This window comes from Nocardia sp. 852002-20019_SCH5090214 (genome assembly GCF_001665865.1).
GTDB classification, from domain to species: domain Bacteria; phylum Actinomycetota; class Actinomycetes; order Mycobacteriales; family Mycobacteriaceae; genus Nocardia; species Nocardia nova.
In genome coordinates this window covers 50,753-75,412 of the sequence record NZ_LZMK01000268.1, presented here as the reverse complement: position 1 = coordinate 75,412, position 24,660 = coordinate 50,753, and the positions used below count along the sequence as shown (strand labels likewise).

Below are 24,660 nucleotides of genomic sequence, written 5' to 3'. Positions count from 1 at the left end.
CTGTCGGTCAGGATGACCACGTCCACGCGATCGTCGCCGTCCGCCGCGGCGAGTTCGCGTCGCAATGCCTCGATCAGATGACTGGTCAATGCGTTTCGCGCGGCCGGGCGATGCAGCGTGAGGATGCGAACCCCGCCACGCTGTTCGGTGAGCAGCATCAGCCCCTTCGACACTTCGGCGCGGGTCATGTGCACTCCTCATCGAGTTCGCGGCCGGATTCCCGCCACCATTCTACGCGACTTGTTAATCTAGGTTATCTATCTACCTGAGGAGCGGCCATGCCTCCCGTGGCACGCACGCTCCGGCGAGGAGAATCAATGGGCGTAACGATCGACAGGTCCGCACACGCCGCCATCGTCACGCTGCGCTGGCCCGAACGGCGAAACGCATTGACCAGTCATCTGATCGAGGCATTGCGACGCGAACTCGCCGCGGCGGACGGCGACGATCGCGTGGACGTGGTCATCCTGACCGGCGCCGATCCGGCGTTCTGCGCGGGCCTGGATCTGCGTGAGCTCGGCGCGACCGGGGACAACGCCGCCCGGATCGCTGCGGCGGACATTCCCGTCGGTCATCCCTGGCGTCCGCTGTCGAAGCCGGTGATCGGGGCGATCAACGGGGCGGCCATCACCGGCGGTCTGGAGTTGGCGCTGGCTTGCGACTTCCTCATCGCCTCCGAGCGCGCCCGGTTCGCCGACACGCACGCCCGTGTCGGAGTGTTGCCCGGCTGGGGTCTGACCTCCCGGCTGCCCGCCGCGGTCGGGCGCGGCTTCGCTCGCCGGATGAGCCTGTCGGGCGACTTCGTCGATGCCGCCACGGCACTGCGCGTTGGCCTGGTGACCGAGGTGGTCGCGCACGACCAGTTGCTGCCGACCGCAATGGAAGTGGCGGTCTCGGTGATCGGAAACGACCAGAACGGCGTCCGGACCCTGCTCGAGTCGTACCGGCGCGCTGAAGCCCATCTCCTCGATCCCGCGCTGGCCGTCGAGGATGCGACATCGCGGGCCTGGGTGGCGAAGTTCGATCCGTCCGCGGTGGCCGAACGCCGCGATGCCGTGATCGACCGGGGGCGTGCGCAGAATCGGAACGCGCAGCGCGGCTGAGAATCTCGGGTATCTGCTGCCCGCGGGCTATTTTCGCAGTCGCAGCAGTCCTTCTTGCATCGTGCTGGCCACCAGGACGCCGTCGCGGTCGTAGAGGTGGCCGCGGGCGAGTCCGCGGGCACCTCCGGTCCAGATTCCTTCCTGCTCGTAGAGGTGCCATTCGTCGGCGCGGAAGTCCTGATGGAACCAGACGGAATGGTCGAGGCTGGCGAGTTGCATGCCGGGCTCGTCGATGGTGACGGCATGCGGCGGGAGGGCCGACGACAGCAGGAACAGATCCGAGGTGTAGGCGAAGCCCGCCGCCTGGATCAGCGGGTCGTCGGCGAGTCGCGCGCCGGTGCGGACCCAGGCGCGCTGGCGTGGCGGCCGGGATTCGCCCCGCGCGTTGGCGATTCGCGGATACTCCTCCGGGAATCGGAAGTCGACCGCGACGTTCGCTCGCAACTGTGGCAACCAGGTGGCCTCGGCAGGGTCGATCGAGTCCTCGAACGCCGGCAGCTTTTCGGGCGCCGGTGCGGTGGTCTCCAGAGCCTGGTGTGAGAACCCCTGTTCGGGTCGCTGGAAAGAGGCGGTCAGCACAAAAATGGTCGTCCCGCCCTGGGTGGCTCGCACCGATCGAGTCGTGAAACTTCCACCGTCGCGGACTCTTTCGACGTGGTAGAGCACCGGTGCCTGCGGATTGCCGGGGTGGATGAAATGGCCGTGCAGTGAATGGGTGCGGCGCTGCGCCTGCACCGTCCGGCCCGCGGCGATGAGAGCCTGTGCGACGGCCTGGCCGCCGTAGATGCGCAGAGCGGCGTCATTGTAGGAGCGGCCGAGGTAGAGGTCGGTGTCGACTTCCTCGAGTTCGAGGATGCGCCCGAGTGGTGGGCGCCGGCCGTCGGTGGGGTCGACTACACCGATCTCCAAAGTGGTGGACATCTGTTAAGTATATAACTAGGTAATACTTGTTGTGAATCGGCGGCGCCCGCGACAGAGGCCGGCATTCGCGACCGAGGCCCCCGCATCGAATGACGCGGGGGCCCTGGTTTATCGCAGCAGGGATCAGCGGGCGCTCTGTTCCCGGGGCAGTCCCAGCAGCCGCTCGGCGATCACGTTGCGATTGATCTCGGAGGTACCACCCGCGATGGTGTGCGCCCGCCCGAACAGGTAGTCGCGACTCACCTCGGGAAGCTGCCCGACCACCGCGGCCTCACCCGCGAGCCGCATGCCCGCCTCGGCGGTGTGCTGTAAATGCTCGGCCGACAGCATCTTGGTCACGCTGCCCTCCGGACCCGGTGCCGCGCCCGTGACGGCACGGGCGACATGCCGCAGATTCAGCACCTGCAAGGCCTGCTCCATGGCGAGCAGGCCCGCCACCTCGCGCTCGGCGGCGAGCTCGTCGCCGGCGATGTGGACCAGGTCGATCAGATCGAAGGGGGTCCGGCCGTGCGACATGCCGCCGATGGAGACGCGCTCGTTGCCGAGGGTCGCCCGTGCCACGGTCCAGCCGTTGTTCACCTCGCCGACGACGTCGGAGTCGGGCACGAAGACATCGTCGAAGAACACCTCGTTGAACACCGCGTCCCCGGTGATCTCCCGCAGCGGGCGGACCTGCACACCGGGCGCCCCGAGGTCGATCACCACGGCCGTGATTCCCTTGTGCTTGGGTGCGTTCCGGTCGGTCCGGATAGTGGCCAGACCGCGATTGCAGTTCTGCGCGTTCGAGGTCCACACCTTCTGCCCGGTGACCCGCCAGCCGCCGTCGACCCGCACGCCCCGGGTGCTCACCGCGGCGGCGTCCGAACCCGCACCGGGTTCGGAGAACAACTGGCACCACACCAATTCGCCGAGCAAGCTAGCCCGGATCCACCGCTCGATCTGCTCGGGCGTGCCGTGCTGACTCAGGGTCAGCGTCACCCAGGCGCCGATGCCCAGATTCGGCATGTCCACCTCCGCGAACTCCTCGTCGATGACGAGCTGTTCGATCGGGCCGGCCTCACGGCCGAAAGGCTTGCGCCAGTGCGGCATCAGATAACCGGAGTCGACCAGCATCCGGCGTCGCTCGGACTCCGGCGCGGCGTTCAGTCCGGTGACGAACGCGGCTGCCGCGCTGCGGAACTCGTCGGCCTCCGGCGGCAGATCGACGGCGTACTCGCGCCGCACTCCCGCTACGGCATCGGCATAGACGGCGTCCAAGGCGACGTCCACCGCACCGAACAGCGCTCGAATACTCTGGGCGCGACGCAGATACCGGTGGCAGTCGTGCTCCCAGGTGAAGCCGATTCCGCCGTGGATCTGCAGGCCCTTCTCCGCGTTGCGCACGTATTCGTCATAGGCGATCGCACCCGCGACATTCGCGGTCAGCACGCCCTGCTCGCCGTGCGCGCCGGCCCGTGCGGCATCCCAGGCCGTGGCCACCGCGAGTTCGGAACCGGCGAGCATATCGGCGAGGTGATGTTTGATCGCCTGGAAAGAGCCGATAGCACGGCCGAACTGCTCGCGCACCTTCGCATAGGCCAGCGCCTGCTCGAGTGTGGCCCGCGCCCCGCCGGCCGCTTCGGCGGCACCGAGAATGCGGGCGGTCCGGGCGGCAGTCGCCGCCGTGCCGGACAGGACTGCCTCCGGGGTGACGCCACGCAAGGCGACACGGCGGATCTGCAGGCTGGAATCGAGCGCGTCGACGAGCTGTGCGTCGACACCTTCGGCATCCGACCGAATCAGTGCGATGTCGCCTCCGACGCGCACCGCGAGCAGCGTCGCCGCACCCGCGCCGATCACGTGACCGGCGCCGCCGCTCAACGCCCCGGAACCGTCGGCGCTCACGTCGCCGCGCAGGCCGAGCCCCGCCACCTCGGAACCGTCCGCGAACCCCGGCAACAACGCCTTCTTCGCGGCCTCGGTGCCGGATTCGGCGAGCAGCGACGAGACGACGACCGTCGGGACGAACGGCACCGGCGCCACCACGGCGCCGAGTTCCTCGGCGACGATCGCCAATTCGGGCAGGCCGTAGGCGTCGCCGCCGAATTCGGTCGGCAGATGCAGCCCGAGCCACCCGAGGCCGGCCAACTGCTTCCACAGTTCGGTGGCGTCGGTCTCGGGATCGTCGAGGAATCGGCGCGCGAGTGCGTGTGCCTGCTGTTCGGTCAGAAAGGACCGGACCGCCTCGGCGATGGCGAGGTGGTCGTCGGTCAATGCCAACGGCATGGAAATCTCCTGGCTGGTTGTGGACGGGTCAGCGCGGTGCGAACCGCTGGCCGGCGTCCAAGCGCAAGCATTGACCGTTCAGCATCTGGTTGTCGACGATGGCGAGCGCGAGTTTCGCGTACTCCTCCGGCCGCCCCATGCGCTTCGGGAACGCGGCATCGGCCACCAGCGGCGCGACCTGCTCGTCGGTGAACGCGGCGGTGGCGCCGGTGGCGAACAGGCTCGGCGCGATGGCCAGTACCCGGATGCCCTGGGGGCCGAGGTCACGCGCCATGACCAGGGCCATTCCGGCGATGCCGGCCTTGGATGCGGTGTAGGCGACCTGGCCGATCTGCCCCTCGAACGCCGCGATCGACGAGGTGTTGACGATGACCCCGCGCTCGGAATCCTCGGGCTCGTTCTTGCTCATGTGGAACGCCTGGAGCCGGTTCAGGTTGAACGTGGCGATCAGATTCAGATCGACGACCTGGCGGAAGGTTTCGAGATCGTGCGGACCGCTGCGGCCGAGGGTCTTCTTGGCGGTGCCGCCGCCAGCGGTGTTGACCGCGATGTGCAGGCCGCCCAGTTCGGCGACGGCGGCCGCGAGGGCCGCTTCGGCTCCGTCGAAATCGGTGATGTCGATGGGCTCGAAGATGCCGCCGATGTCCTGGGCGATGGCCTTGCCGTCACTCGATTCCCGGTCGAGGATGGCCACCTTCGCGCCGGCGGCCGCGAGGGCCTGCGCGCTGGCCTTGCCCATACCGGAGGCGCCGCCGACGACGACCGCGTTCTTACCGTTGATCTCCATATGCGCTTCCTGTCCGCTGATCCGCCGAGCCTCGAGTCCGGGTGTTCGGCGGGTGGGTTCCACGAAAGGTGTGGATGGGGTCTTGCTTCGATAACTTATAGTACTATCTTAACTATGTGACAGGGGCCACGGATGGGTCCAGCATTGGGACTATCCACCGGCTATGCACCCCGGTCCGCACTAGGCACAGATGGAGGCACCGTGATTCTGAAGGTAGGCCAGTCGTTGGCGAGCACCACCGACTCGACCGCGCTCATCGTCGTGCGCGCGCCCACGGGCGATGTCGCGCTCACCTGTGGTGGCGCGGACATGGTGGTGGGCAAGGCGGGTCTCGGCGACGGCAGCGGCATCGATGACGCGCACCGCGGTGGCACACTGCTGGGCAAGCGGTACGTCGATGACGAGGCCGGGCTCGAGGTGCTGTGCACCAAGGCCGGCGACGGGTCGCTGGCGGTCGCGGGCCGCCCGCTCGAGGTCAAGCAGGCCAAGCCGCTGCCGTCGTCGGACTGACCGCCGGCTCGATCACGATCTTTGGAGTTTCGAATGAATTTGACGATGCTGCTGGACATGGCGATCGACGGTTTCTCCGACCGTGTGGTGATCGGTCGTCGCGAGGGCGGCATCACCGCCGCGCGGCTCGGTGAGATGTCCGCGGCGGGCGCGGCCGCCATTCGCGAATCCGGCGCGGATTCAGTGGTCTACCTCGCAGTGAACGGTCCCGCGTTCCCGGTCGCCATGTTCGCCGCGGCGCGGGCTGGGGTTCCGCTGGTGCCGGTGAACTACCGGCTCGGAGCCGAGCAGCTCGAATCCCTGCTGGCGAATCATCCGCGCGCGATCGGGATCGCCGACGAAGCGCAGGTTCCGATCCTGGAGCGGGCCGGGCTGACCGTTCTCACCCCGGCGCAGTGGCTGGCCAGGGCGTCCGAGCCGGTCGCTGCCGTGCCGGATGCCGAGGAGACCGAGGCCCCGGCCGTCGTCATCTACACCAGTGGCACCACCTCGGCGCCAAAAGGGGTGTTGTTGCGGCACGAGAATCTGACCTCTTATGTATTCGGGTCGGTCGAATTCGCTTCGGCCGAGCCGACCGATGCCGCGCTGATCAGTGTGCCGCCGTATCACATCGCGGCTGTGGCGAATGCGATCACCAGCCTGTACTCGGGCCGGCGCACCCTGGTGCTGGAACGGTTCACCCCTGCCCAGTGGCTGCAGCTCGCGCGCGAGGAGGACATCTCCAACGCGCTGGTCGTCCCGACGATGCTCGCCCGCATCGTCGACGCAGACGGGGACAAGGCGCTGCCCTCGCTGCGCAGCCTCGCCTACGGCGGGGCACCGATGCCCACCTCCGTCATCGAGAAGGCGCTGTGGATGTGGCCGGAGGTCGGATTCGTCAACGCCTACGGACTCACCGAGACCAGTTCCACCGTCGCGGTGCTCGGCCCGGAGGACCACCGGGCCGCGCTCGCCAGCTCCGAGCCGGCCGTGCGGGCACGGCTGGGGTCGGTCGGGCGGGTGGTGCCGGGCGTCGATCTCGAGATCCGCGACGCGAACGACGCGGCTGTGGGCCCCGGCGTTACCGGCACCATCTGTGTGCGCGGTGAGCAGATCTCCGCCGAGTACGCGGGCATCGGACGCGCGGTCGACGACCGGGGCTTCTTCAACACCCGCGACCAGGGATTCGTCGACGAGGACGGCTACCTCTACATCGGCGGGCGGATGGACGACACGATCATTCGCGGCGCCGAGAATATCGCGCCGGCGGAGATCGAGGACGTCATCCTGCGGCATCCGGCGGTACTCGACACTGCGGTCGTCGGTGTGCCGGACGAGGAATGGGGTCAGCGCATCGAGGCGGCCGTCGTGGTGCGCCCGGGCATGGTCCTGGATCCCGAGGAGCTGCGTGCTCACGTGCGAAATGTCCTGCGCGGCAGCAAAACGCCGGAGCGGATCGTCTACTGGGACGAGCTGCCCCGCACCGAGACCGGGAAACTGGTCCGCCGGCACGTGCTGGATCGGATCGTCGCCGACGACGTCGCGGTCTGATCGGCGCCCCGAACGGAGACTGGCCCCCTTCCGAATCCGGTAGGGGGCCCAGCCTTTCGGTTCGTGCCGTGCGGTCTCAGGCGAACAGGTCGACGATGGTGGTCTCGCCGGAACCGTCCCGGAAAAGTCCCTCGCCCGCCGCGCGCATGTGCTCGGTCCAGTGGCGCTCGGCGCCCTCGCGGTCGCCCGCCGCGATCAGAGCTACGAGCTTCTCCAGCGAACGCAGATTGAGCTGAAAGTCCTTGCCGGGCGCGGCGGTTCGCGTCCCCTTCGCGAACGCATGCGCGTGGTGGGTGTCGATGATGTCGCGAACGACACCGGCCTGCACCGCGAGGGTCCTGTTGCCGGCGCGCTCGGTGATCAACCGATGAAATCGCGAGGTGAGCTCCGACCATTCGGACATGGCCGCGGGTGAGTCCAGGCCGCGGTCGCCGAGCCGGGACAACGCCTCGACGCAGGCCCGCAGATCGCGCAGGTCCTGCTCGCTGTGGCGCTCGGCCAGCAGACCGGCGCACGCGGGTTCGGAGATCATCCTGGCCTCGTACACATCGGCGAGGGTGGTGCCCTGCAGCTGCAGAATCAATCCGACATAGCGCGCGGCGACCCCTATGTCGGGCCCGGTGACCTGCGCGCCGCCGCGAGTACCACGTCTGCTGCTGATGAGCGACTCGGCTTCGAGGATGCGGATGGCTTCGCGCAGTGTCGGGCGGGACACGCCGAACTCCTCCATCAACCGTGCCTCGGTGGGAAGCACGTCCCCGGCGAGGAGTTCGCCGTGCACGATGCTGCTTCGCAGTCGCATGGCCACAAGTTCCGCCGTCTTCGGTGCCCGCACCGAAAGCCCCGGAGCGAACTCCTGGGACGAGTTGGCGTCGATAGTGCTCACCGCCGCAGTCTACATCGCTAACTTAGATAACGATCTGCTTTGACGGTTGCCGTCAACCTCTTTCACTTAGTTTACTTTCTATGTAAGGTGAGAATGCGCCCCTCGAGTACGGGGCTCGGCCGCCGAATCGCAGTGCGGGCCCGCATCAGCTCACGACCATGGAGGTAGTACGGATGACGACGGCGGAAGAAAAGCAGAAGGACGCACCGAAGGTGTACACCTTCCGCGACGAGGACATTCAACGCGCACACGACCTGGTCGGCATCTACCATGCGGTGACCCAGCGCGAGCAGTTCACCCGCGCCACGCCCGATGTCATGCGCAATTTCGCGCGCAGCTACGGAGACGACAATCCGCTGTTCGTCGACGAGGAGTACGGCCCCGGCACCCGATGGGGCGGCCAGATCGCGCCGCCGATGATCAACATCGCCCTAACCCGGGAGCTGCGCGCGGATCCGATACCGAAAGAGCAGCGCCGTCCGTCGTTCCGCGGCATCCACGTCTTCGTCTCGGGAACGACCACAGACTGGTACCGCCCGGTATACGACGGTGACACCCTGTACTCGTTCCAGGGGTTCAGCGACGTGGAGCTCAAGGAGTCCGAGTTCGCCGGCCGGTCGCTGATCGTCACCCGCTCGCATGTGCAGATGAACCAGCGCGCCGAGATCGTGCAGGTGCAGAAGGTCATCACCATCCACACCGAGCGCCACGAGTCGAAGAAGCGCAACAAGTATCAGGGGATCGAACCGGCCTCCTACACGCCCGAGGACATCGCGAAGATCGACGAGATCTACGCGGCCGAACAGCGCCGGGGCGCGAATACCCGGTACTACGAGGATGTTTCGGTCGGTGAATCCCTCGGCACCATGGCCAAGGGACCGCTCACCACCACCGATATGGTCGTGTTCCATTCCGGCGGTTACGGGTTCGCGCCCTACACGCCCTCGACAGCCCGCCTGACCTACCTGAACCGGCAGCGCATCGCACCGTTCTACATCCCGAACGAACAGGGCATTCCCGATGTCGCGCAGCGCATTCACTGGGACAGTGACTATGCCCGGTCCATCGGCCTGCCCGCCGCCTACGACTACGGCATGATGCGCGACTGCTGGCTCTCGCACTATCTCACCGACTGGATGGGCGACGACGCGTGGCTGGTGAGCATGTCGAGCCAGATGCGAAAGTTCAACTACCAGGGCGACACTCACACCATCACCGGTGAGGTCGTCGGCAAGCGGGTCGACGGCGGCCGCTATCTGGTCGATGTGGAGTTCCGCGGCACCAGCCAGCGTGGCGAGGTCACCTGCCCGGCGACCGCCACCATCGCGCTGCCGAGCCGAGAGGGCGGCCTGGTCGCCCTGCCGACGCCGCCGAAGCAACTCGAGGTGGTCGCCGCACAGATGCTCGCCCGGCACGGCGAGCTACGCGCCGCGGCGCGTAGCTCCGACTGAAAACTTCACTACCCGAATCCGGTTCGTCACCGACCGGATCCCGAACGAACTCGCCGGGGTGTGTCCCGTCCACCCCGGCGAGTTCGTTCCATGTGCGGAGAAGGATCGCCCACATCCACGCCGGGCCGAACATCGTTGCAGCGCAACAGTTTCGGACTTCACGGCGAAGATACCCGCACGCGTCAGTCGAGAATGTCGCGCACCTGGACGTTTTCGCGGCCCTCGAGCAGCGACATGCGAGCGTTGACCATGTGTTTCTGCCAGTGCGCGAAGGCTCCGTCCGCGTCGCGGGCGCGCAGCAGTTTGATCAGCCGCCGGCAGGATCGGATCTCGAGCTTGTAGGAGGCTTCATAGCGTTCCTTGTCCGCGCGGGTCTCGAGCAGTACCGCGCCGGTGTGGCGCTCGGTGATCTCGTGCAGCATGCCGGCGATGATGGCCAGCGTCGCGTTGCCGGACAACTGCACGATCCTCAGGTGGAAGGCGGACGTGCCGGCGGCCAGGTTGTCGGAGGCGAAGGCCGCGGGGATTTCTTCGTCGACGATGCGCTCGAGTTCGTCGAAATCTTCCTCGGTGCCGTCGGTCGCGAGAATCCGGGCTGCGTCGGGTTCGATGGCCTCGCGAGCGACGAATACGTCGGCGACCGTCGCGCCGGACAGTTCGAGCAGCAGTGACGCCGGTCGCGCCACGATCTCGGGCCCGGGAACGCACACGCGTGCGCCGGAGCGGGATCCGCGCCGCACCTCGACCAGGCGCTCGGATTCCAGGACACGGACCGCCTCGCGCAGCGTCGGGCGGCTGACGGAATAGTGTTCCATCAACTCGGCCTCGTGCGGGAGATGGTCGCCGTCCTTCAGTTCGCCGTCGATGATCATGCGCCGGAGGTTGCGTGCGACGAGCTGGGCTGTCTTCGGCGTCCGGATCGGGCGTGCCGCCGTACTGCGCGAATCGAAGATCGGTGCTGAGGCCCTGTCAGCCACGTAATTCCTCCCGTAGATCGTATTCGTTAACCAAGTTAACCATCTGGTACGAACCTCGTGTCGCTGACCGGTTGCCCGGCGGGCGGCTGCCGTGACAGGAACGAGGGAGTTTCCTGATCGTAAGAATCTATCGTACTAGGTTTAATAGGTTTCGCAGCACAGCGCACCGGACTGTGTTATGGCGATGTTCCGGCTGCCCGGCGTCGGACCGTGCCGGAACATCGCGGGTGCTTCAGCTGCCGGTTCGATGGCCCGGCGGGGTCGCCGCGGCCTGTGCCCGCTGGGCCTGGAGCTGATTGAACTTCTGTGTCCCGGCCGCGATGCCGACCGGAATGGCCACCGCGGCGGCGAGCAGGGTGGTTACGGCGCTTCGGGTGGTGAGTCTCATTGTCTGCCTTCTGCTCGGTCGGGCCCGGCTACTGTGCCGAATCCTCGGGTGTAACCTGCTGCGCGATAAGTCCTTTGGCATGCAGCGCCCCGTACTGCTCGCCGCGGGTGCGAGCGGGCAGATGAGGGGGTCAGGCAACGATCCCGCGGGCGCGCAGGTCGGCGATTTTCGCTGTGTCGTAACCGATCTCGGTGAGCAGCGTGTCGGTGTGCTCGCCCGTCAGGCAGCCGCCGTCGGCTTTGGTGCGGGACCGCGAGAACGTGGTGGCGGGGCTGAGGCGGCGGTGGACATCGAAGGTCGGGTGCACGGCCAGCACGCCGTAGCCGGCCTCGAAGAATTCGTCCTCCTGCAGTGTCTTCTCCGCGACCTGCTCGGCGACCGCCACGCAACCGACGTCTGCGGCGCCGAGTTCCTTCTCCCACAACGCTTTCGCACGTGTCGCGAACACTCGCGCCAGCGCCTCGGCGAGCGCGTCGTCGTTGTCGATGCGGGCGATCGCGGTGGCGAAGCGGGGGTCCTCGGCCAGTCGTAGGTGCGGCTCCATCGCGGCGATGAGGTCCGCCCATTCGTGTTCGAGCGGCGCGGCCAGGAAGATCCAGCCGTCCGCGGCCCGGTAGAGGCGGTAGAGGGCGCTGTAGCCGTACATGTCGGGGTCGGGGCGCAATGTTTCGCCGCGACCCGGGTAGTCGACGTTGCGGTCCACCAGCGCGTGTGTTCCGGTGGCGATCATGGTGGTGGTCAAGGTGCCCAGTGGCCGGCCCAGGCGGCGGGCGAGCAATCCGAGCAGCATCGCCGATGCCGCGCCGAGTGCCGCGACCCCGTCCGCCTGCACCGAGAGGTTGGCGGCCGCGGCATAGAGCCGGATCACCGCGGCCTTGACCTCGTCGAGGTTGTCGGCTCGCGCGACCACATCTGGCACGTCGGTCAGGCCGAGGCCGGTTGCCGCGCCGATCGACGGAGCGTAGGCGGGCTTGCCGCCGTACGGTCCGTCGATCCCGTAGCCCGGTGCGCACAGATAGACGAGCCTGGGATTGAGCGCGGTCAGGGTCGCAGCGTCGACTCCGGCTCGCTCGGCGGCTCCCGCACGGTAGGTCTGCAACACCACGTCGGCCTGCTGGGCGAGCCGGTGCACGATCGCCAGGCCCTCCGGTGAGTGCATATCGAGGGCGATGGATTCCTTGCCCTGCATCACTTTCGCGCCGCCCGCCTCCGGGAACGGGACCAGACCGCGAATGGTGTCACCGCCCAACGGCTCCACTTTGAGCACGCGGGCGCCCAGATCGGCCAGGAGGGTGGCAGCATAGGGACCCGCGAACATGGAGCCGAGCTCGAGGATGGTGATGCCCGCCAGTGGGAGGTCGGCGCGAGCAGCGCCGGAAGGTGTTGGTACGGAAGAGGATTTGGCCACCCGGCGCACCGTTTCATCGGTGTCGGCGCCGAGGCGGGGCGCGAGCCGCGGCGGTGCCAGTGCGGCGCCGTTCACGTGGACGAGGGTGGAGGGCTGGGTCACCTCGCCGAGATCGGGATCGGTGATGGTCACGACCCGTCCGTCGTGCGCCAGCTGCGGGTGATGCAGCGCTTCGGCCGGGGTGCGGAAGACCTCCGCGCTGAGGTCCGGGTTCGTGTCGAAGACCTGCTGCCACTCGGCGAGGGTGCGCGCCGATGCCCGCTCCAGCATGATCTCCCACAGTTCGATGCGCAGCGCGACGTCCTCGAGTTGCGGCAGACCGGCCCACTTCGGGTCGGTGAACATCCAGGTGAGGTCGAGTTCCTTCATCAGTGCCAGGAACAGGCGCGGCTCGGTCTGCGCGAACTGAATGAAATGGCCGTCTTTGGTGGGCGTGACCAGCAGCGGATAGATCAGATGTCCATTGGGGTTGCCCTCGTCGTCGAAGGCCGATACCGGGACGAACGCGTCGGGCCACCGATTGACCACCAGCTCGGAGAACCACTGCCAGGTGTCCATCGTGGCGATGCCGCGGACCAGGTCGGCCTCGACATGCTGTCCGGCCCCGCTGTCCTCGCGTTCGAGTAGTGCGGCCAGGATGCCGTGTATCGCAGTCTGAGCCGCACCCCAGGAGGCGAACGGACTCGGTACGAACGACGGGCCCGGCCGGGTCGTGGTCTGGCGTTTGCCGTACATGATGCCGAGCTTCGCCATCACCAGGGCCTCGTAGCCCTTGAGATCCTTGAACGGCCCGGTCGAACCCCATCCGGTGATGGCGGCGCTGACCAGCCGCGGATTGAGTGCGCCCACGGTGGCCGGGTCGACACCGAGCCGGGTGGCGGCCGCGGGACGCATGGTGGTGACGAGTACGTCGGCGGTGCGCAGTAGTCCGCGCAGTGTCGCGGCGTCGGCGTCGTCGTGCAGATCGAGGGTGATGCTCTTCTTGCCGCGTCCGAGTGCGGGCCAGCCGGGTAGCGCGCGTAGCCGACTCCCGGATGGGGGTTCGACGAAGATCACTTCGGCGCCGGCGTCGGCCAGGAACATGGTGGCCTGTGCCCCGGGCAGGGTGGTCGAGAGGTCGATCACCGTGAGGTGGTCGAGAGGGCCGGCGGGGGTGTCGTGGCGGGTCGAGTCGACAGTCACTGGCGATCCTCCGGATCATGGATGAGAGTGCGATCGACCGCGCGGGAGGGGATGTGAGACCGGACACTGCGCCGATCGCATGTGAGCCACATCTCACGGTAGCGCCAGCTAACATAGTTCACAAGGTTCAATTTCTCGAGTGCGGAACTCCGCGTTTGTGTCCCGCTCTCTATCAAGCTCGAGATTGATAGATTACTATGTGATATAGGTGAGCTCGTGCCTTCGGCGGTGGATGATGCCGAGGCCCCACCAGCGGTTCCGCGCCCCGGGTTCGGTGGCCGGCGGCAACCAGAATGGAGTGTTGATGTGTCGAACGGTTTGAGAGATGTCGCGATCGTCGGGGTGGGGGCGACCCCGTACTACAAACGCGGCGGATCTGCGCCGCAGACCAATCTGGAGTTGGCGGGCAAGGCGATCCTGGCGGCCTGTGAGGATGCGGGCATCTCGGTCAAGGAGATCGACGGGTTCGCCTACTACTCGGGCGCGGGCACCGGCTACGGCGACAAGATGGACACCGCCGATTTCATGGAAACCCTCGGGATCCCGGAGGTCACCTTCACCGCCTCGCTGACCTCCGGCGGCGGCGGCGCGGCCGGTTCCATCGGGCTGGCCCGCGCGGCGATCGTGGCCGGTGACGCCACCACCGTGGTCACGGTGATGACGCTGCAGCAGCAGAGGCAGCGGCTGGGCTCGGTGTTCGCAGCCGCCGCCGCGGATCCGATCAACTCTTTCCTGCAGCCCTCCGGGCTGTCCGGTCCGGGCCACCTGATGTCGGTGCTGGCGCGGCGCCACATGCACCTGTACGGGACCCGGCGCGACGCGTTCGCCGAGATCGCGATCTCGACGCGGGAGAACGCCCTGAATCGGCCCAAGGCGATTCAGAAGAAGCCGCTCACCAAGGAGGAGTACTTCAACGGCCGGATGATCGCGGATCCGTTGTGCCTCTACGACTTCTGCCTCGAGACCGAGGGCGCCGTCGCGGTGATCACGACCAGCGCCGAGCGAGCGAAGGATCTGCGGCAGAAGCCAGTGCCGGTCGTCGCGGTCGCGCACGGCGGGCGCCGCGAATGGGGTCGCGCCTTCGCCTGGTACGGCATGCCGGACGAGTACTTCGCATCCTCGGGCAATGCGCCGATCGCCAAACGGCTGTGGGAACAATCCGGTTTGACGGCCAAGGATATCGACGTCGCACTGCTGTACGACCACTTCACCCCGATGGTGCTCATGCAGCTCGAGGACTACGGATTCTGCGGTAAGGGTGAGGGTGGGGAGTTCGTCGAGAGCGGCGCCATCCGGTACAAGGGTGGCTCGATACCGGTCAATACCCACGGCGGCCAGTTGTCGGAGGCCTACATCATCGGGATGACCCACATCAAGGAGGCGGTCGAGCAGATGCGCGGCACTGCGATCAACCAGGTGAAAGACGCCGAATTCGCGCTCGCCACAGGCGGTCCCGCGTCCCTGCCGGTCTCCGGCCTGATTCTGGGGAGTGCGGCGTGAGCGACGTCAGAGCTACCACATTGCCCGCCGACGCGGTCCATATCACCACCAACAGCGACACCGAACCGTTCTGGCAGTACGCCAAGGAGGGCAAACTCGTTGCCCTGCAATGTGGTTCGTGCGGCCACTTCCGGATGCCGCCCACCCCGTTCTGTCCGGAATGTCAGTCCACCGAGAAGAACTGGAAGCGACTCTCGGGCCGCGGCAGCGTCTACAGTTACGCCGTCATCCACGGGTTTCCCGGAATTCCCGACATCACCCTGGTCGGTGCGGTGGTCTCGCTCGAGGGGGCCGGTGATGCCCGGTTGGTGACCAATATCGTCGACGTGGATCCGAGTGAGGTCCAGATCGGTATGGAGCTGGAGGTGACCTTCTCGCCGATTGCGGACGGCTGGCAGTTGCCGGTGTTCCGCCCGGCCCAGGGGTGAGCATGGCGGTGTTCTGATTCCTTCGATTATGTTGTGCCACAACGCGGGTCCGGCTCTCCGGGCCCGCGTTGCGACGTTTCCGGGGCTTGACATAGCGGCTAAAAAGCAGAATCATATTCTGAGAATGCAAATTCGATTTTGTGTGCCGGCTGGACCCGCCGGTGATCCCGCTCCGAAGGGAACAGTTCAGTGCGACAGTCCGATGCGGCCACTCGGCTCGACGAGGCGACATTGGCCGACGAGCTCGCGATCCGCGCCACCGATGCGGCGGCCCGCGCCATCACCGGCGCGACGGTATCGGCCGTCCGGCCGTTGACCGGCGGTACCTCGAGCCTGACTTTCGTCGCGGAGCTGACCGCGCCGGGATCGACCGGTTCGGTGGTGCTCAAGGTCGCCCCGCCCGGCCTGATGCCGGTGCGCAACAGGGATGTACTGCGGCAGGGGCGGGTGATGGCCGCGTTGGCGCAGGCCCCCGGCGTCCGGGTGCCCTCTGTGCTGTTCGACGACGATGGCCTGCCGCCGCGGACGCCGCCGTTCGTAGCCATGGATCTGATCGCCGGCGAGTGCGTGGAGCCGCTGCTCGAGGATGTGCGGGAGGCCGCCGCGAAACCCCGGATCAGAGCCAGATACCTCGATGCCGCCCGCATGCTCGGTCATCTGCATCGCGTGCGGCCGGAGCAGGTCGGCCTCGCGGACGAGCCCGCCGTTACCCTCGATGCCGAAATCGACCGGTGGACACGCGCTTTCGAGACGGTGCCGGAGGATTTGCGGGGCAACTACCGAGCTTGCGCGCTGGCCTTGCACGAGTCCGTGCCGGAGCAGGCCGAGCCCGTGATCAACCACGGCGACTACCGGCTCGGCAATACCCTGTGTGCGGACGACCGGGTCACCGCCATCATCGATTGGGAGATCTGGTCGGTCGGCGATCCGCGGGTGGACCTGAGCTGGCTGACCTTCTTCACCGACGAGGCACGCCACCCTGCCGCCCCGAGTCTCGAGCCGTGCGGGACGCCGACCATCGCCGAGGTGGTCCGGGAGTACGAGGGGGCGCTGGGGCGCTCGGTATCCGACCTCGCCTGGTTCGACGCGCTGACTCGCTACAAGGAGGCCGCCGCCACCGCGCTGTTGATCAAGCGCGCCCGCAAAGCCGATGCCATGCCCGCGGCGTTCCTGCGGATGGAGCCCGCACTGCCGGGCCTGGTCGAGGAGGCGATGGCTCTGCTCGGGCGCTGACGCGACCGGCCCGGCCGCCATCGGCCCACCACGACGCACGCCACTTCCCCTCTGACACAAAGGATCCGAGTACATGTGGGATTTCCGGACCGAGCCCGACTTCCAGGCCAAGCTGGACTGGATGGATACATTCGTGCGTGAGGAGTGCGAGCCGCTGGACCTGCTCTTCCCGCACATCGGCCAGCCCTACAACACCGAGAACGCCGCGGCCCGGGCGATCCTGAAACCGTTGCAGGACCGGGTGCGCGAGCAGGGTTTGTGGGCCTGCCACCTCGGTCCCGATCTCGGCGGACAGGGCTACGGGCAAGTGAAACTCGCACTGATGAACGAGATCCTGGGCCGGTCGATGTGGGCGCCGACGGTATTCGGTACTGCGGCTCCGGACACGGGCAACGCGGAAATCCTGGCCATGTTCGGGACCGCGGAGCAGAAGTCGCGGTATCTGCAGCCGCTGCTGGACGGCGATATCGTCTCCTGTTTCTCCATGACCGAGCCGCAGGCGGGCGCCGATCCGAAGGAGTTCGTCTGTGCCGCACGCCGCGACGGCGACGAGTGGGTCATCAGCGGAGAGAAGTGGTTCTCCTCCAATGCGCGCTACGCGGCCTTCTTCATCGTCATGGCCGTCACCGACCCGGACGCCTCGCCCTATCGCCGGATGTCGATGTTCGTGGTGCCCGCCGAAACGCCCGGCATCGAGATCATCCGCAATGTGGTGGTGATGCCGGACCGGGAGGAACTCGACGAGGGCACGCACGGCTACATCCGCTACAACGATGTGCGGGTGCCCGCCGATGCGATCCTCGGCGGCGCCGGCCAGGGATTCGAGGTGGCCCAGGCCCGGCTCGGCGGCGGCCGGGTCCACCACGCGATGCGCACGGTCGGCAAATGTCGACGTGCCTTCGACATGATGGCCGAACGGGTGCTGTCGCGGCACACTCAGGGAGAACTGCTGGCGGACAAGCAGATGGTCCAGCAGTTCATCGCGGATTCGTGGATCGAGCTGGCGCAGTTCCGGCTGCTGGTGCTGCAGACCGCATGGATCATCGACAACGAGCCGCACGGCACGGCCCGCACCGATATCGCGATGTGCAAGGTGGCGATGGCGAAGATCTTCGCCGACATCATCAGCCGTGCGGTGCAGATCCACGGCTCCCTCGGTGTCACCGCCGAACTGCCGCTCTACGAGTGGTGGACCAGCGTGCCCTCGCTGGCGTTGGCCGACGGTCCCACCGAGGTGCACAAGGCGACTGTGGCCAAACAGGTGCTCAAAGGCTACAGGCCGGCCGCGGGACTGTTTCCCTCCGAACACATTCCGACGCGACGCGAGGCCGCCCGCGCGCGGTACGCCGACATTCTGAAGGAGCACGGACTCGCATGACGGATCTGTTTTCACTCGCGGGTAAGGTCGCGCTCGTCACCGGGGGCAGCCGAGGACTGGGCAGACAGATGGTGCTGGCTTTCGCCGCGGCCGGCGCCGATGTCGTGATCACCAGCCGCAAGGCCGAGGCGTGCGAGGCGGTGGCGAAAGAGGTTGCGGCACTGGGACGCCGAGCGCTTGCGGTGAGCTGCCACGTCGGCAAGTGGGATCGGATCGATGCCCTGGTCGAGGCCGCCTACGCGGAGTTCGGAAAGGTCGACGTGCTGGTCAACAATGCCGGGATGTCGCCGCTGGCCCCGTCGTCCGCGCAGACCGGCGAGGAGCTGTTCGACAAGATCGTCGACGTCAACTTCAAGGGCCCGTTCCGGTTGTGTGCTCTGGTGGGGGAGCGGATGGCGGCGGGCGAGGGCGGCTCGATCATCAACGTGTCCTCGTCCGGTGCCCTCATGCCGCAGCCGGGATTCGGTCCGTACTCCGGCGCGAAGGCCGGACTGAACGCGCTGACACAGGTCTTCGCGCGCGAGTACGCACCGAAGGTCCGGGTCAACACCATCTCGGCGGGCCCGTTCCTCACCGATATCTCCAAGGCATGGTCCGGACAGGCGCGGCGGTTCACTCCCAGCGCTGTCGGACGTCCCGGTGATCCGGCCGAAATCGTCACCACCGCATTGTATTTGGCGAGTCCCGCGTCGAGCTACACCACGGCCTCGCTGATCCGGGTAGACGGTGGTCTGTATTGACATCGACGGAGAGGACACGACGCGACCGCCGGGAGCCGGGAGGACTGCATGGATCACGCTGAACTGGTCGCCCGGGAGCAGGTGCGCGACCTTGTCGCGACCTATGCGCACAGCGGGGACCGGATGCGGCTCGCGACGCTGGCCGGATGTTTCACCGAGGACGGAATACTCGAGGTCAAGGGCCGTCCGGCGGCGGTCGGCCGTGCCGCGATCATCGAGATGCTCACGCCGAATCCCGGATCCGAGTCGCCGGCGCCACGGTTCATTCGGCACCTCGTGACCAATCTCCGGTTCGCCTCGATCGCGCCGGGCCGGATCGAGGCGTCCTCGTACTTCGTGGTGCTGACCGCCGACGGACCCGATCACTGGGGCCGCTACCGCGACGTGGTGATCGAGACGGGGGAGGGATGGCTGTTCGCGCACCGATTGGTGGCCGTCGACGCGGCAGCGCCCGGCAGCTGGTTCGCAGGCCGTCAACCGGTGCGGCCCTGACCCTTTCGACGGGCCCGGAGGGGCAAGGGTGGCTGACGGCCTGGGCTCGGGACAGCCCGATCCGAAGTATGCCGTGATCCGCGAGACCGCGGATTGCGCCGACCCCGTTCAGGCGCGGCCATAACGGCAGCCGCGCAGACTACTTCCACTACAACGACATTGGAGATCGCGCGATGCGAGTTCTGATTCTCGGCGCAGGCGGTTACCTGGGTTCGGCGTTCGTGCGTTGCTTCGTCGGTGCGGGCCACGCGGTGACCGGACTGGTGCGTAACGCCGCCGCGGCCGAGCAGGTGAAAGCGTCGGGCGCCGAGCCGGTGTCCGGTGACCTCACGGACCTGCCGGGGACCCTGGCACTGCTCGACGACGCGGAGGTGATCCTTTTCGCGGCGCAACTACTTCTGGAGCCCGAATGGCAGACCGTCGAGGCGCTGCTCGACGCGCTCGCGGGCACCGGAAAGACGTTCGTCTTCACCTCGGGGACCGGGGTTTTGTCCCAACGTACGGACGGGGAATGGAGTGAGGACACCTTCGCTGAAGACGACGACTTCGTCGCGTCGAAGTACATCGGCAGACGCCGTGACACCGAGGACCTCGTCCGGGCGGCTGCCGGGCGTGGGGTCCGCGCGATGGTGGTGCGCCCGGCGGTGATCTGGGGTCACGGCAAGTGCCCGATGATCGAGGGGTTCTACCGGTCCGCCGCCCGGACCGGCCAGGTCTGCTATGTCGGCCGCGGCCTGAACCTGTATCCCAATGTGCATGTCGACGATGTGGCGCAGGTGTATCGCCTCGCCGTCAACAAAGGAACGGCCGGCGCGCTGTACTATGCGGTCTCGGGTGAGACCAATTTCCGCACCCTGGCCGAGGCGGTAGCGCGTGAGCTCGGAATACCCACGCGCAGTGTAGATCTCGCCGAAGCGGTGACGATCTGGGACACGTTCACCGCGCTCATCGCCTTCGGCGTATGCAGTCCTTCGCGCGCCCCCCGCTCGCGGATGGAACTCGGCTGGACGCCGCATCCGGATCATCTCGACATTCTCGACGAGGTGTCCCACCCGGCGTATCGGCGCTGAGCCGGTACTCGCTCATCGTGGCCGCATCGTGGGGTCGAGGACGATCTTCCCGCGGGCTCCGCGCTCCCGCATCAGGGTGAGCGCGCGCGGCGCATCCTCGAGTGCGAACACCTCGGAGACGTACGGCCGCATGCCCTCGGAGATCATGCGTGCGATCGCCGTCGTCCCCTCGGATACGGCGTCGGGCCGGTGTTCGGCGAGGGTTCTGATCTCGAAGCCGCGCAGGATCGCTCCTTTCAGCAGCACGAGATTCATCGGTATGCGCGGAATCTCGCCGTTCGCGAAGCCGACACACACGTAACGTCCGCCCCAGCCGGTGGCGCGGATCGACTGTTCGGCATAGGCGCCGCCGACGGGATCGATAACCACGTCGGCGCCGCGACCGCCGGTGGTCGCCTTGATGCGGTCCTTCAGGTTCTCGTACTCGTAGGCGATACCCGCGACCGCGCCGAGGCGGCGGCACAATTCGACCCGCTTGTGCGACGACGCTGCCGCGATCACCCGGCCCCCGAGCCGGGTCGCGATATCGACACACGCGGTGCCCACTCCGCCCGCGGCGCCCAGGACGACCACCCAGTCACCGGGCCGCATCTCGCCGATGGTGACCAGCGAGTGATACGCCGTCCGATACGTGACGCCGAACGCCGCGGCATGAATCATGCTCAACCCGTCCGGAATCGGCGACAGGGCACCTTCGGGTACCGCGATCTGCTCGGCGAAGGCGCCGGTGAACGCCACGCCCATGACCGGATCCCCGGGTGCGACGGCTCGTACTCCCGAGCCCACCGCCAGTGCGGTGCCCGCGAACTCGCTTCCTACGGTGAATGGTGTCGGAACACTGATTTGGTACCGGTCGGCGGCAACCAGTACATCGGGGTAATTGACGGCGGCGGCCGCTACTTGGACGACCACCTGTCCGGGACCCGCCTCGGGGGCCGGAATGTCTGTGACAGTAAGGGATTCGGGCCCACCGTAGGTCTCACACCGAACCGCGCGCACGTGTCGTCTCCTCGTCGTTCGGCTCTCCCCGGAAAGGGCGGCGTCATGCCAATTTCAGAATCATATTTCAGAATGGCGTTCTGGATTGGTATGCCGGCTGGTGGACCCGGCTTCGTGAGGATGTGAGCACCCCCTCCGGTGGACGGCGGCCGCTGTGACCGCCGTCCGAAGCTGGACTCAGCGGACGGAGAAGCCCGCGTCGACCGGCAGGGAGACGCCGGTGATCCACTTCGCCTGATCGGAGACCAGGAAGGCGATGGCGTCGGAGATATCGCTCGGCTGCAGGATCTCGATCGGCATCGCGTTCTGCATCTGCGAGATGGAGTTGTCGCCGCCCGCCGCCGCCTCCTGGGCGAGCCGGGCCATGGCCTCGTTCATCGTCATGCCGGATGCCACGCCGGTCGGATGCACGATGTTGACTCGAATCGAATGTTCGGCCAGCGATGCGGCGTACTGCTTGCAGATGCCGACCAGGCCCCATTTGGACGCGGTGTAGGCCAGCGCGGCGGTGTTCAGGCTCGCGGTGGGGCGCACGCCCGCCGTCGATCCGGTGAAGACGATCGAACCGCCTCGTCCGCCGGAAACGATATGCGGCACAGCGGCATCAACCACGTGGAAGCCGCCGCTCAGATTTGTCGACACCACGTCCTGCCACGCCTGCGCGTAATTGTCGGGCCCATCGCTGAGCCGGACGATGCCGGCATTGGACAGCACGATGTCGATCCGCCCGAAGGTTTCGTGACCGCGGTCGACCGCGGTGCGGGTCGCGGCGGCGTCGCGGACATCGGTCTCGATCGCGACGATGCGGCGGCCGAGCGCCTCGACTTGGGCGGCCGTTTCCTTCAGGTCCTCGGGGGTGGCGTTGGGGTAGTCCATCGTGTCGATATCAGCGCAGATATCGAGGGCGATGATGTCGGCGCCTTCGCTCGCCAGGCGCACCGCGTGTGAGCGGCCCTGTCCGCGTGCGGCTCCGGTGATCAGGGCGACTTTGCCTTCGAGTCCGGGCATGGGGGTCCTCCGTCGGTTCGACACGGGTTCGCCGCGCAGGAGGCCCCCGTGTACGGGGTATGGAACATGCGGTGCATGTGAACCTAAGGTAACCAACGAAGTTATCTATGTGCAATTACTATTTCGGTGGTCGCACCGAACGAGCGATGACATCGACGAGCGGTCCGACGTGCTCGGCGGGGTGGGCGCGGGCGTGGGCGCGACCCTCCTGGGTGCGCGAGAGTGTGTGCATCAGTACCGCGCCGAACAGGGATTCGATCAGCGGTTCGTGGGCGATGTCCGCGGCCATCTCGCCGCGCTCGACGGCGCGGGTGAAGGCTCCGTCGGCGAAGGCGCGCAACGAGTTCACGATGCGCTGCTGGAAGGGTTGCAGATCGGTGAACTCGGCGGTGACATCGATCGTGATCCGCAGGGTCGCCCAGCCGATGGGGTCCAGGAAATGTTCCAGCAGTGCGGTCGCGAGCACGGTCAGATCGCCGGTCAGCGAGCCGGTGTCCATATTGACCCGTAGAGTCAGCGCTACCGATTCGATGCTGTCGAGTAGGAGCTGTTCTTTGTTCGCCCAGCGCAGATAGAGGGCGGACTTTCCGACGCCCGCGCGTCGGGCCACGCCCTGCATGGTGAAGGCGCCCCAGCCCAGTTCGGCGTATTCGAGTAACGCCGCCGTCATGAGCTTCTCGTCCAGTTCGGGGTCGCGCGGACGTCCGAGTGGTGTGGCTTGCCGACCCATGGAGTGCCTCTCTTCGTGCGAGCTGTCCGTGCGTTCGCCTCGAATCAAACCAACCACAGTCGGACGGCTGAGCTGTCCGGTGGTAGTCATATGGTGCTACTTGCGGACTTTTGCTGTCCGTAATACTGTGTGGGCTGCGCAACATCGTTAACTAAGATGGCGTTGTCAAAATTCGATCGCAATGAAGCGCGGTGACTCATCCATGACCAGTCAGACAATCGACACGACCAGGCCCGCGGTGCACCTTCGGATCGGCGCCGAGCGGATCACCAGTGGATCGGGCGGAGCGCATCAGCACATCAACCCCGTCGACGGCAGGGTGGACGCGACGATTCCGCTGGCGGGCCGGGCCGAGGTCGACCTGGCGGCACGCACCGCGCACGAGGCCTTCGCCGACTGGCGCCGCACCCGGCCCTCGGAGCGTCGCCGGCTGCTGCTCCAGCTCGCCGACCTCATCGAAGCCAACGCCGACGAGTTCGCTCGCTTGGGTGCCATCGACAATGGCACGCCCATTCCGGTCGCGGCCGGTCTGGTCGCCTCCTCGATCGAGTGGACCCGCTACTACGCGGGCTGGGCGGACAAGCTCACTTCGGAGGTCACCGGATCGTTCGGCCCGGACGGCGAGTTCTCCTACTCCCTCGGGCAGCCCTATGGCGTGATCGGCGTGATCATCACCTGGAACGGACCGCTGATCTCGCTGGCGATGAAGATTCCGGCCGCGCTGGCGGCCGGGAATACCGTCGTGGTCAAGCCGTCCGAGCTGACCCCGTTCACCGCAGAACTCTTCGCCGACCTCGTCGATCAGGCCGGCATTCCGGCCGGCGTGGTCAATATCCTGCCCGGTGCGCCCGAGGCGGGGGCCGCGCTCGTGGAGCATCCGCTGGTCAAGAAGGTGACCTTCACCGGCGGTCCGGACACCGCACGCAAGATCCTGCACAGCTGTGCTGATCTGATGAAGCCGTCGGTGCTGGAACTCGGTGGCAAATCGGCCAATATCGTGTTCGCGGACGCCGATCTCGACCAGGCGTGCTCGCACGGCACGATGATGTCCATCGGCGCGCTCAGCGGTCAGGGCTGTGCGCTACCCACCCGAATGTTGGTGCAGGACAGCATCTATGAGGAGATGATCGGCCGGGTCAAGGCGTTCGCCGAATTCATCACCGTCGGCGATCCGCTGGCCGAGGGGACCGTATCGGGCCCGGTCGTCAACGAGGCGGCGCTGCACCGAATCCTCGGCATGATCGAGCGCGCTCGAGCAGACGGCGCACGGCTGGTCACCGGCGGTCGCCGGGTCGAAGGGGCGCTGGCCGACGGATTCTTCCTCGAGCCGACCGTCTTCGCCGACGTCGACCCGCAGTCCGAACTCGCACAGAAAGAGGTGTTCGGCCCGGTGCTGGCCATCACCCCGTTCGCGACCGAGCAGGAGGCGATCGAGATCGCCAACAACAGCGAATACGGCCTGTCCGGCTACATCCAGACCAACGATCTGCGCCGCGCGCACCGAGTCGCGGAGGAACTGATCACTGGAGAGGTGCTGATCAACGGCGCCATGAACCTGGGCGTGAACCGGGCGTTCGGCGGCATCGGGCTCAGCGGCCTGGGCAAGGAAGGCGGCCGGCAGGGCATCGAGGAGTTCCTGCGGTTCAAGAACATCGCCATCGCTTGATCTTTCGC

23 protein-coding genes are annotated in these 24,660 nt (G+C 67.0%); 12 read left to right on the top strand and 11 right to left on the bottom strand.

From position 1 onward, the window contains the following. The coding region (locus A5780_RS20640; RefSeq protein ID WP_369829539.1) for an enoyl-CoA hydratase-related protein at positions 1-188 on the bottom strand (188 nt) is incomplete at its 3' end. A 129-nt stretch (positions 189-317) separates the two neighbouring features. On the opposite strand from A5780_RS20640, the gene A5780_RS20635 reads away from it, so the two are divergent. Next, the gene (locus tag A5780_RS20635) at positions 318-1,103 is read left to right on the top strand and encodes an enoyl-CoA hydratase (RefSeq protein WP_064909307.1); all 786 of its coding nucleotides are present in this window, start codon (positions 318-320) and stop codon (positions 1,101-1,103) included. Between the two features lie 27 nt (positions 1,104-1,130). Here A5780_RS20635 and A5780_RS20630 read toward each other — a convergent pair whose 3' ends face one another. The 3 genes from A5780_RS20630 to A5780_RS20620 all read right to left on the bottom strand — a co-directional run bounded on the left by A5780_RS20630 (position 1,131) and on the right by A5780_RS20620 (position 5,076). Further along, a complete protein-coding gene (locus tag A5780_RS20630; RefSeq protein WP_082976604.1) occupies positions 1,131-2,024 on the bottom strand; it encodes an acyl-CoA thioesterase II in 894 nt (297 codons plus the stop codon). Positions 2,025-2,147: 123 nt separating this feature from the next. Beyond that, entirely contained in the window at positions 2,148-4,289 is a 2,142-nt protein-coding gene (locus A5780_RS20625) for an acyl-CoA dehydrogenase (protein WP_064909306.1), read from the bottom strand. Positions 4,290-4,317: 28 nt separating this feature from the next. Continuing rightward, complete coding sequence (locus A5780_RS20620) at positions 4,318-5,076, bottom strand: SDR family NAD(P)-dependent oxidoreductase (protein ID WP_064909317.1); 759 nt, start codon at positions 5,074-5,076, stop codon at positions 4,318-4,320. 201 nt (positions 5,077-5,277) lie between these two features. Here A5780_RS20620 and A5780_RS20615 point away from each other — a divergent pair, with 201 nt between their 5' ends. Continuing rightward, positions 5,278-5,586, top strand: a complete 309-nt coding sequence (locus A5780_RS20615) for a hypothetical protein (RefSeq protein WP_064909305.1) — start codon at positions 5,278-5,280, stop codon at positions 5,584-5,586. A gap of 33 nt (positions 5,587-5,619) precedes the next feature. Next, on the top strand, positions 5,620-7,116 hold the full coding sequence (locus A5780_RS20610) for a class I adenylate-forming enzyme family protein (RefSeq protein WP_064909304.1): 1,497 nt from the start codon (positions 5,620-5,622) through the stop codon (positions 7,114-7,116). Positions 7,117-7,192: 76 nt separating this feature from the next. Here the strand turns inward: A5780_RS20610 and A5780_RS20605 are convergent, their stop codons facing one another. Continuing rightward, positions 7,193-8,002 (bottom strand): FadR/GntR family transcriptional regulator, encoded by an 810-nt coding sequence (locus A5780_RS20605; RefSeq protein WP_064909303.1) that lies wholly within the window; start codon positions 8,000-8,002, stop codon positions 7,193-7,195. Positions 8,003-8,175: 173 nt separating this feature from the next. Between A5780_RS20605 and A5780_RS20600 the strand changes: the two genes are divergently transcribed. Next, on the top strand, positions 8,176-9,453 hold the full coding sequence (locus A5780_RS20600; RefSeq protein WP_064909316.1) for a MaoC family dehydratase N-terminal domain-containing protein: 1,278 nt from the start codon (positions 8,176-8,178) through the stop codon (positions 9,451-9,453). Between the two features lie 182 nt (positions 9,454-9,635). Here A5780_RS20600 and A5780_RS20595 read toward each other — a convergent pair whose 3' ends face one another. From A5780_RS20595 to A5780_RS20590, 3 genes are all read right to left on the bottom strand, one after another. Next, positions 9,636-10,430 (bottom strand): FadR/GntR family transcriptional regulator, encoded by a 795-nt coding sequence (locus A5780_RS20595; RefSeq protein WP_063009571.1) that lies wholly within the window; start codon positions 10,428-10,430, stop codon positions 9,636-9,638. Between the two features lie 232 nt (positions 10,431-10,662). After that, the gene (locus tag A5780_RS40105) at positions 10,663-10,818 is read right to left on the bottom strand and encodes a hypothetical protein (RefSeq protein WP_156769583.1); all 156 of its coding nucleotides are present in this window, start codon (positions 10,816-10,818) and stop codon (positions 10,663-10,665) included. Between the two features lie 130 nt (positions 10,819-10,948). After that, a complete protein-coding gene (locus A5780_RS20590) occupies positions 10,949-13,408 on the bottom strand; it encodes a CaiB/BaiF CoA-transferase family protein (RefSeq protein WP_064909302.1) in 2,460 nt (819 codons plus the stop codon). A 306-nt stretch (positions 13,409-13,714) separates the two neighbouring features. On the opposite strand from A5780_RS20590, the gene A5780_RS20585 reads away from it, so the two are divergent. The 7 genes from A5780_RS20585 to A5780_RS20555 all read left to right on the top strand — a co-directional run bounded on the left by A5780_RS20585 (position 13,715) and on the right by A5780_RS20555 (position 20,249). Continuing rightward, entirely contained in the window at positions 13,715-14,908 is a 1,194-nt protein-coding gene (locus A5780_RS20585) for a thiolase (RefSeq protein WP_064909301.1), read from the top strand. Then, positions 14,905-15,336: a Zn-ribbon domain-containing OB-fold protein gene (locus A5780_RS20580; protein WP_063009561.1), complete on the top strand. Its 432-nt coding sequence runs from the start codon at positions 14,905-14,907 to the stop codon at positions 15,334-15,336. The genes A5780_RS20585 and A5780_RS20580 overlap by 4 nt, the downstream gene beginning before the upstream one ends. Positions 15,337-15,525: 189 nt before the next feature. Beyond that, positions 15,526-16,569: a phosphotransferase family protein gene (locus A5780_RS20575; protein ID WP_223273607.1), complete on the top strand. Its 1,044-nt coding sequence runs from the start codon at positions 15,526-15,528 to the stop codon at positions 16,567-16,569. Between the two features lie 73 nt (positions 16,570-16,642). Beyond that, positions 16,643-17,947, top strand: a complete 1,305-nt coding sequence (locus A5780_RS20570) for an acyl-CoA dehydrogenase family protein (protein WP_064909300.1) — start codon at positions 16,643-16,645, stop codon at positions 17,945-17,947. Continuing rightward, positions 17,944-18,687, top strand: a complete 744-nt coding sequence (locus tag A5780_RS20565; protein WP_064909299.1) for an SDR family NAD(P)-dependent oxidoreductase — start codon at positions 17,944-17,946, stop codon at positions 18,685-18,687. Before A5780_RS20570 ends, A5780_RS20565 begins: the two co-directional genes overlap by 4 nt. A gap of 48 nt (positions 18,688-18,735) precedes the next feature. Next, a complete protein-coding gene (locus A5780_RS20560) occupies positions 18,736-19,179 on the top strand; it encodes a nuclear transport factor 2 family protein (RefSeq protein ID WP_064909298.1) in 444 nt (147 codons plus the stop codon). 173 nt (positions 19,180-19,352) lie between these two features. Then, a complete protein-coding gene (locus tag A5780_RS20555) occupies positions 19,353-20,249 on the top strand; it encodes an NAD-dependent epimerase/dehydratase family protein (RefSeq protein ID WP_064909297.1) in 897 nt (298 codons plus the stop codon). Positions 20,250-20,261: 12 nt separating this feature from the next. On the opposite strand, the gene A5780_RS20550 is transcribed toward A5780_RS20555, so the two are convergent. From A5780_RS20550 to A5780_RS20540, 3 genes are all read right to left on the bottom strand, one after another. Beyond that, entirely contained in the window at positions 20,262-21,248 is a 987-nt protein-coding gene (locus A5780_RS20550) for an NADPH:quinone oxidoreductase family protein (protein ID WP_064909296.1), read from the bottom strand. 177 nt (positions 21,249-21,425) lie between these two features. Continuing rightward, positions 21,426-22,256: a mycofactocin-coupled SDR family oxidoreductase gene (locus tag A5780_RS20545; protein ID WP_064909295.1), complete on the bottom strand. Its 831-nt coding sequence runs from the start codon at positions 22,254-22,256 to the stop codon at positions 21,426-21,428. Between the two features lie 118 nt (positions 22,257-22,374). Beyond that, positions 22,375-22,986 (bottom strand): TetR/AcrR family transcriptional regulator, encoded by a 612-nt coding sequence (locus A5780_RS20540; RefSeq protein WP_063009549.1) that lies wholly within the window; start codon positions 22,984-22,986, stop codon positions 22,375-22,377. Positions 22,987-23,188: 202 nt separating this feature from the next. Here A5780_RS20540 and A5780_RS20535 point away from each other — a divergent pair, with 202 nt between their 5' ends. Continuing rightward, a complete protein-coding gene (locus A5780_RS20535) occupies positions 23,189-24,652 on the top strand; it encodes an aldehyde dehydrogenase (protein WP_064909294.1) in 1,464 nt (487 codons plus the stop codon). The last annotated feature ends 8 nt before the right edge of the window (positions 24,653-24,660 follow it).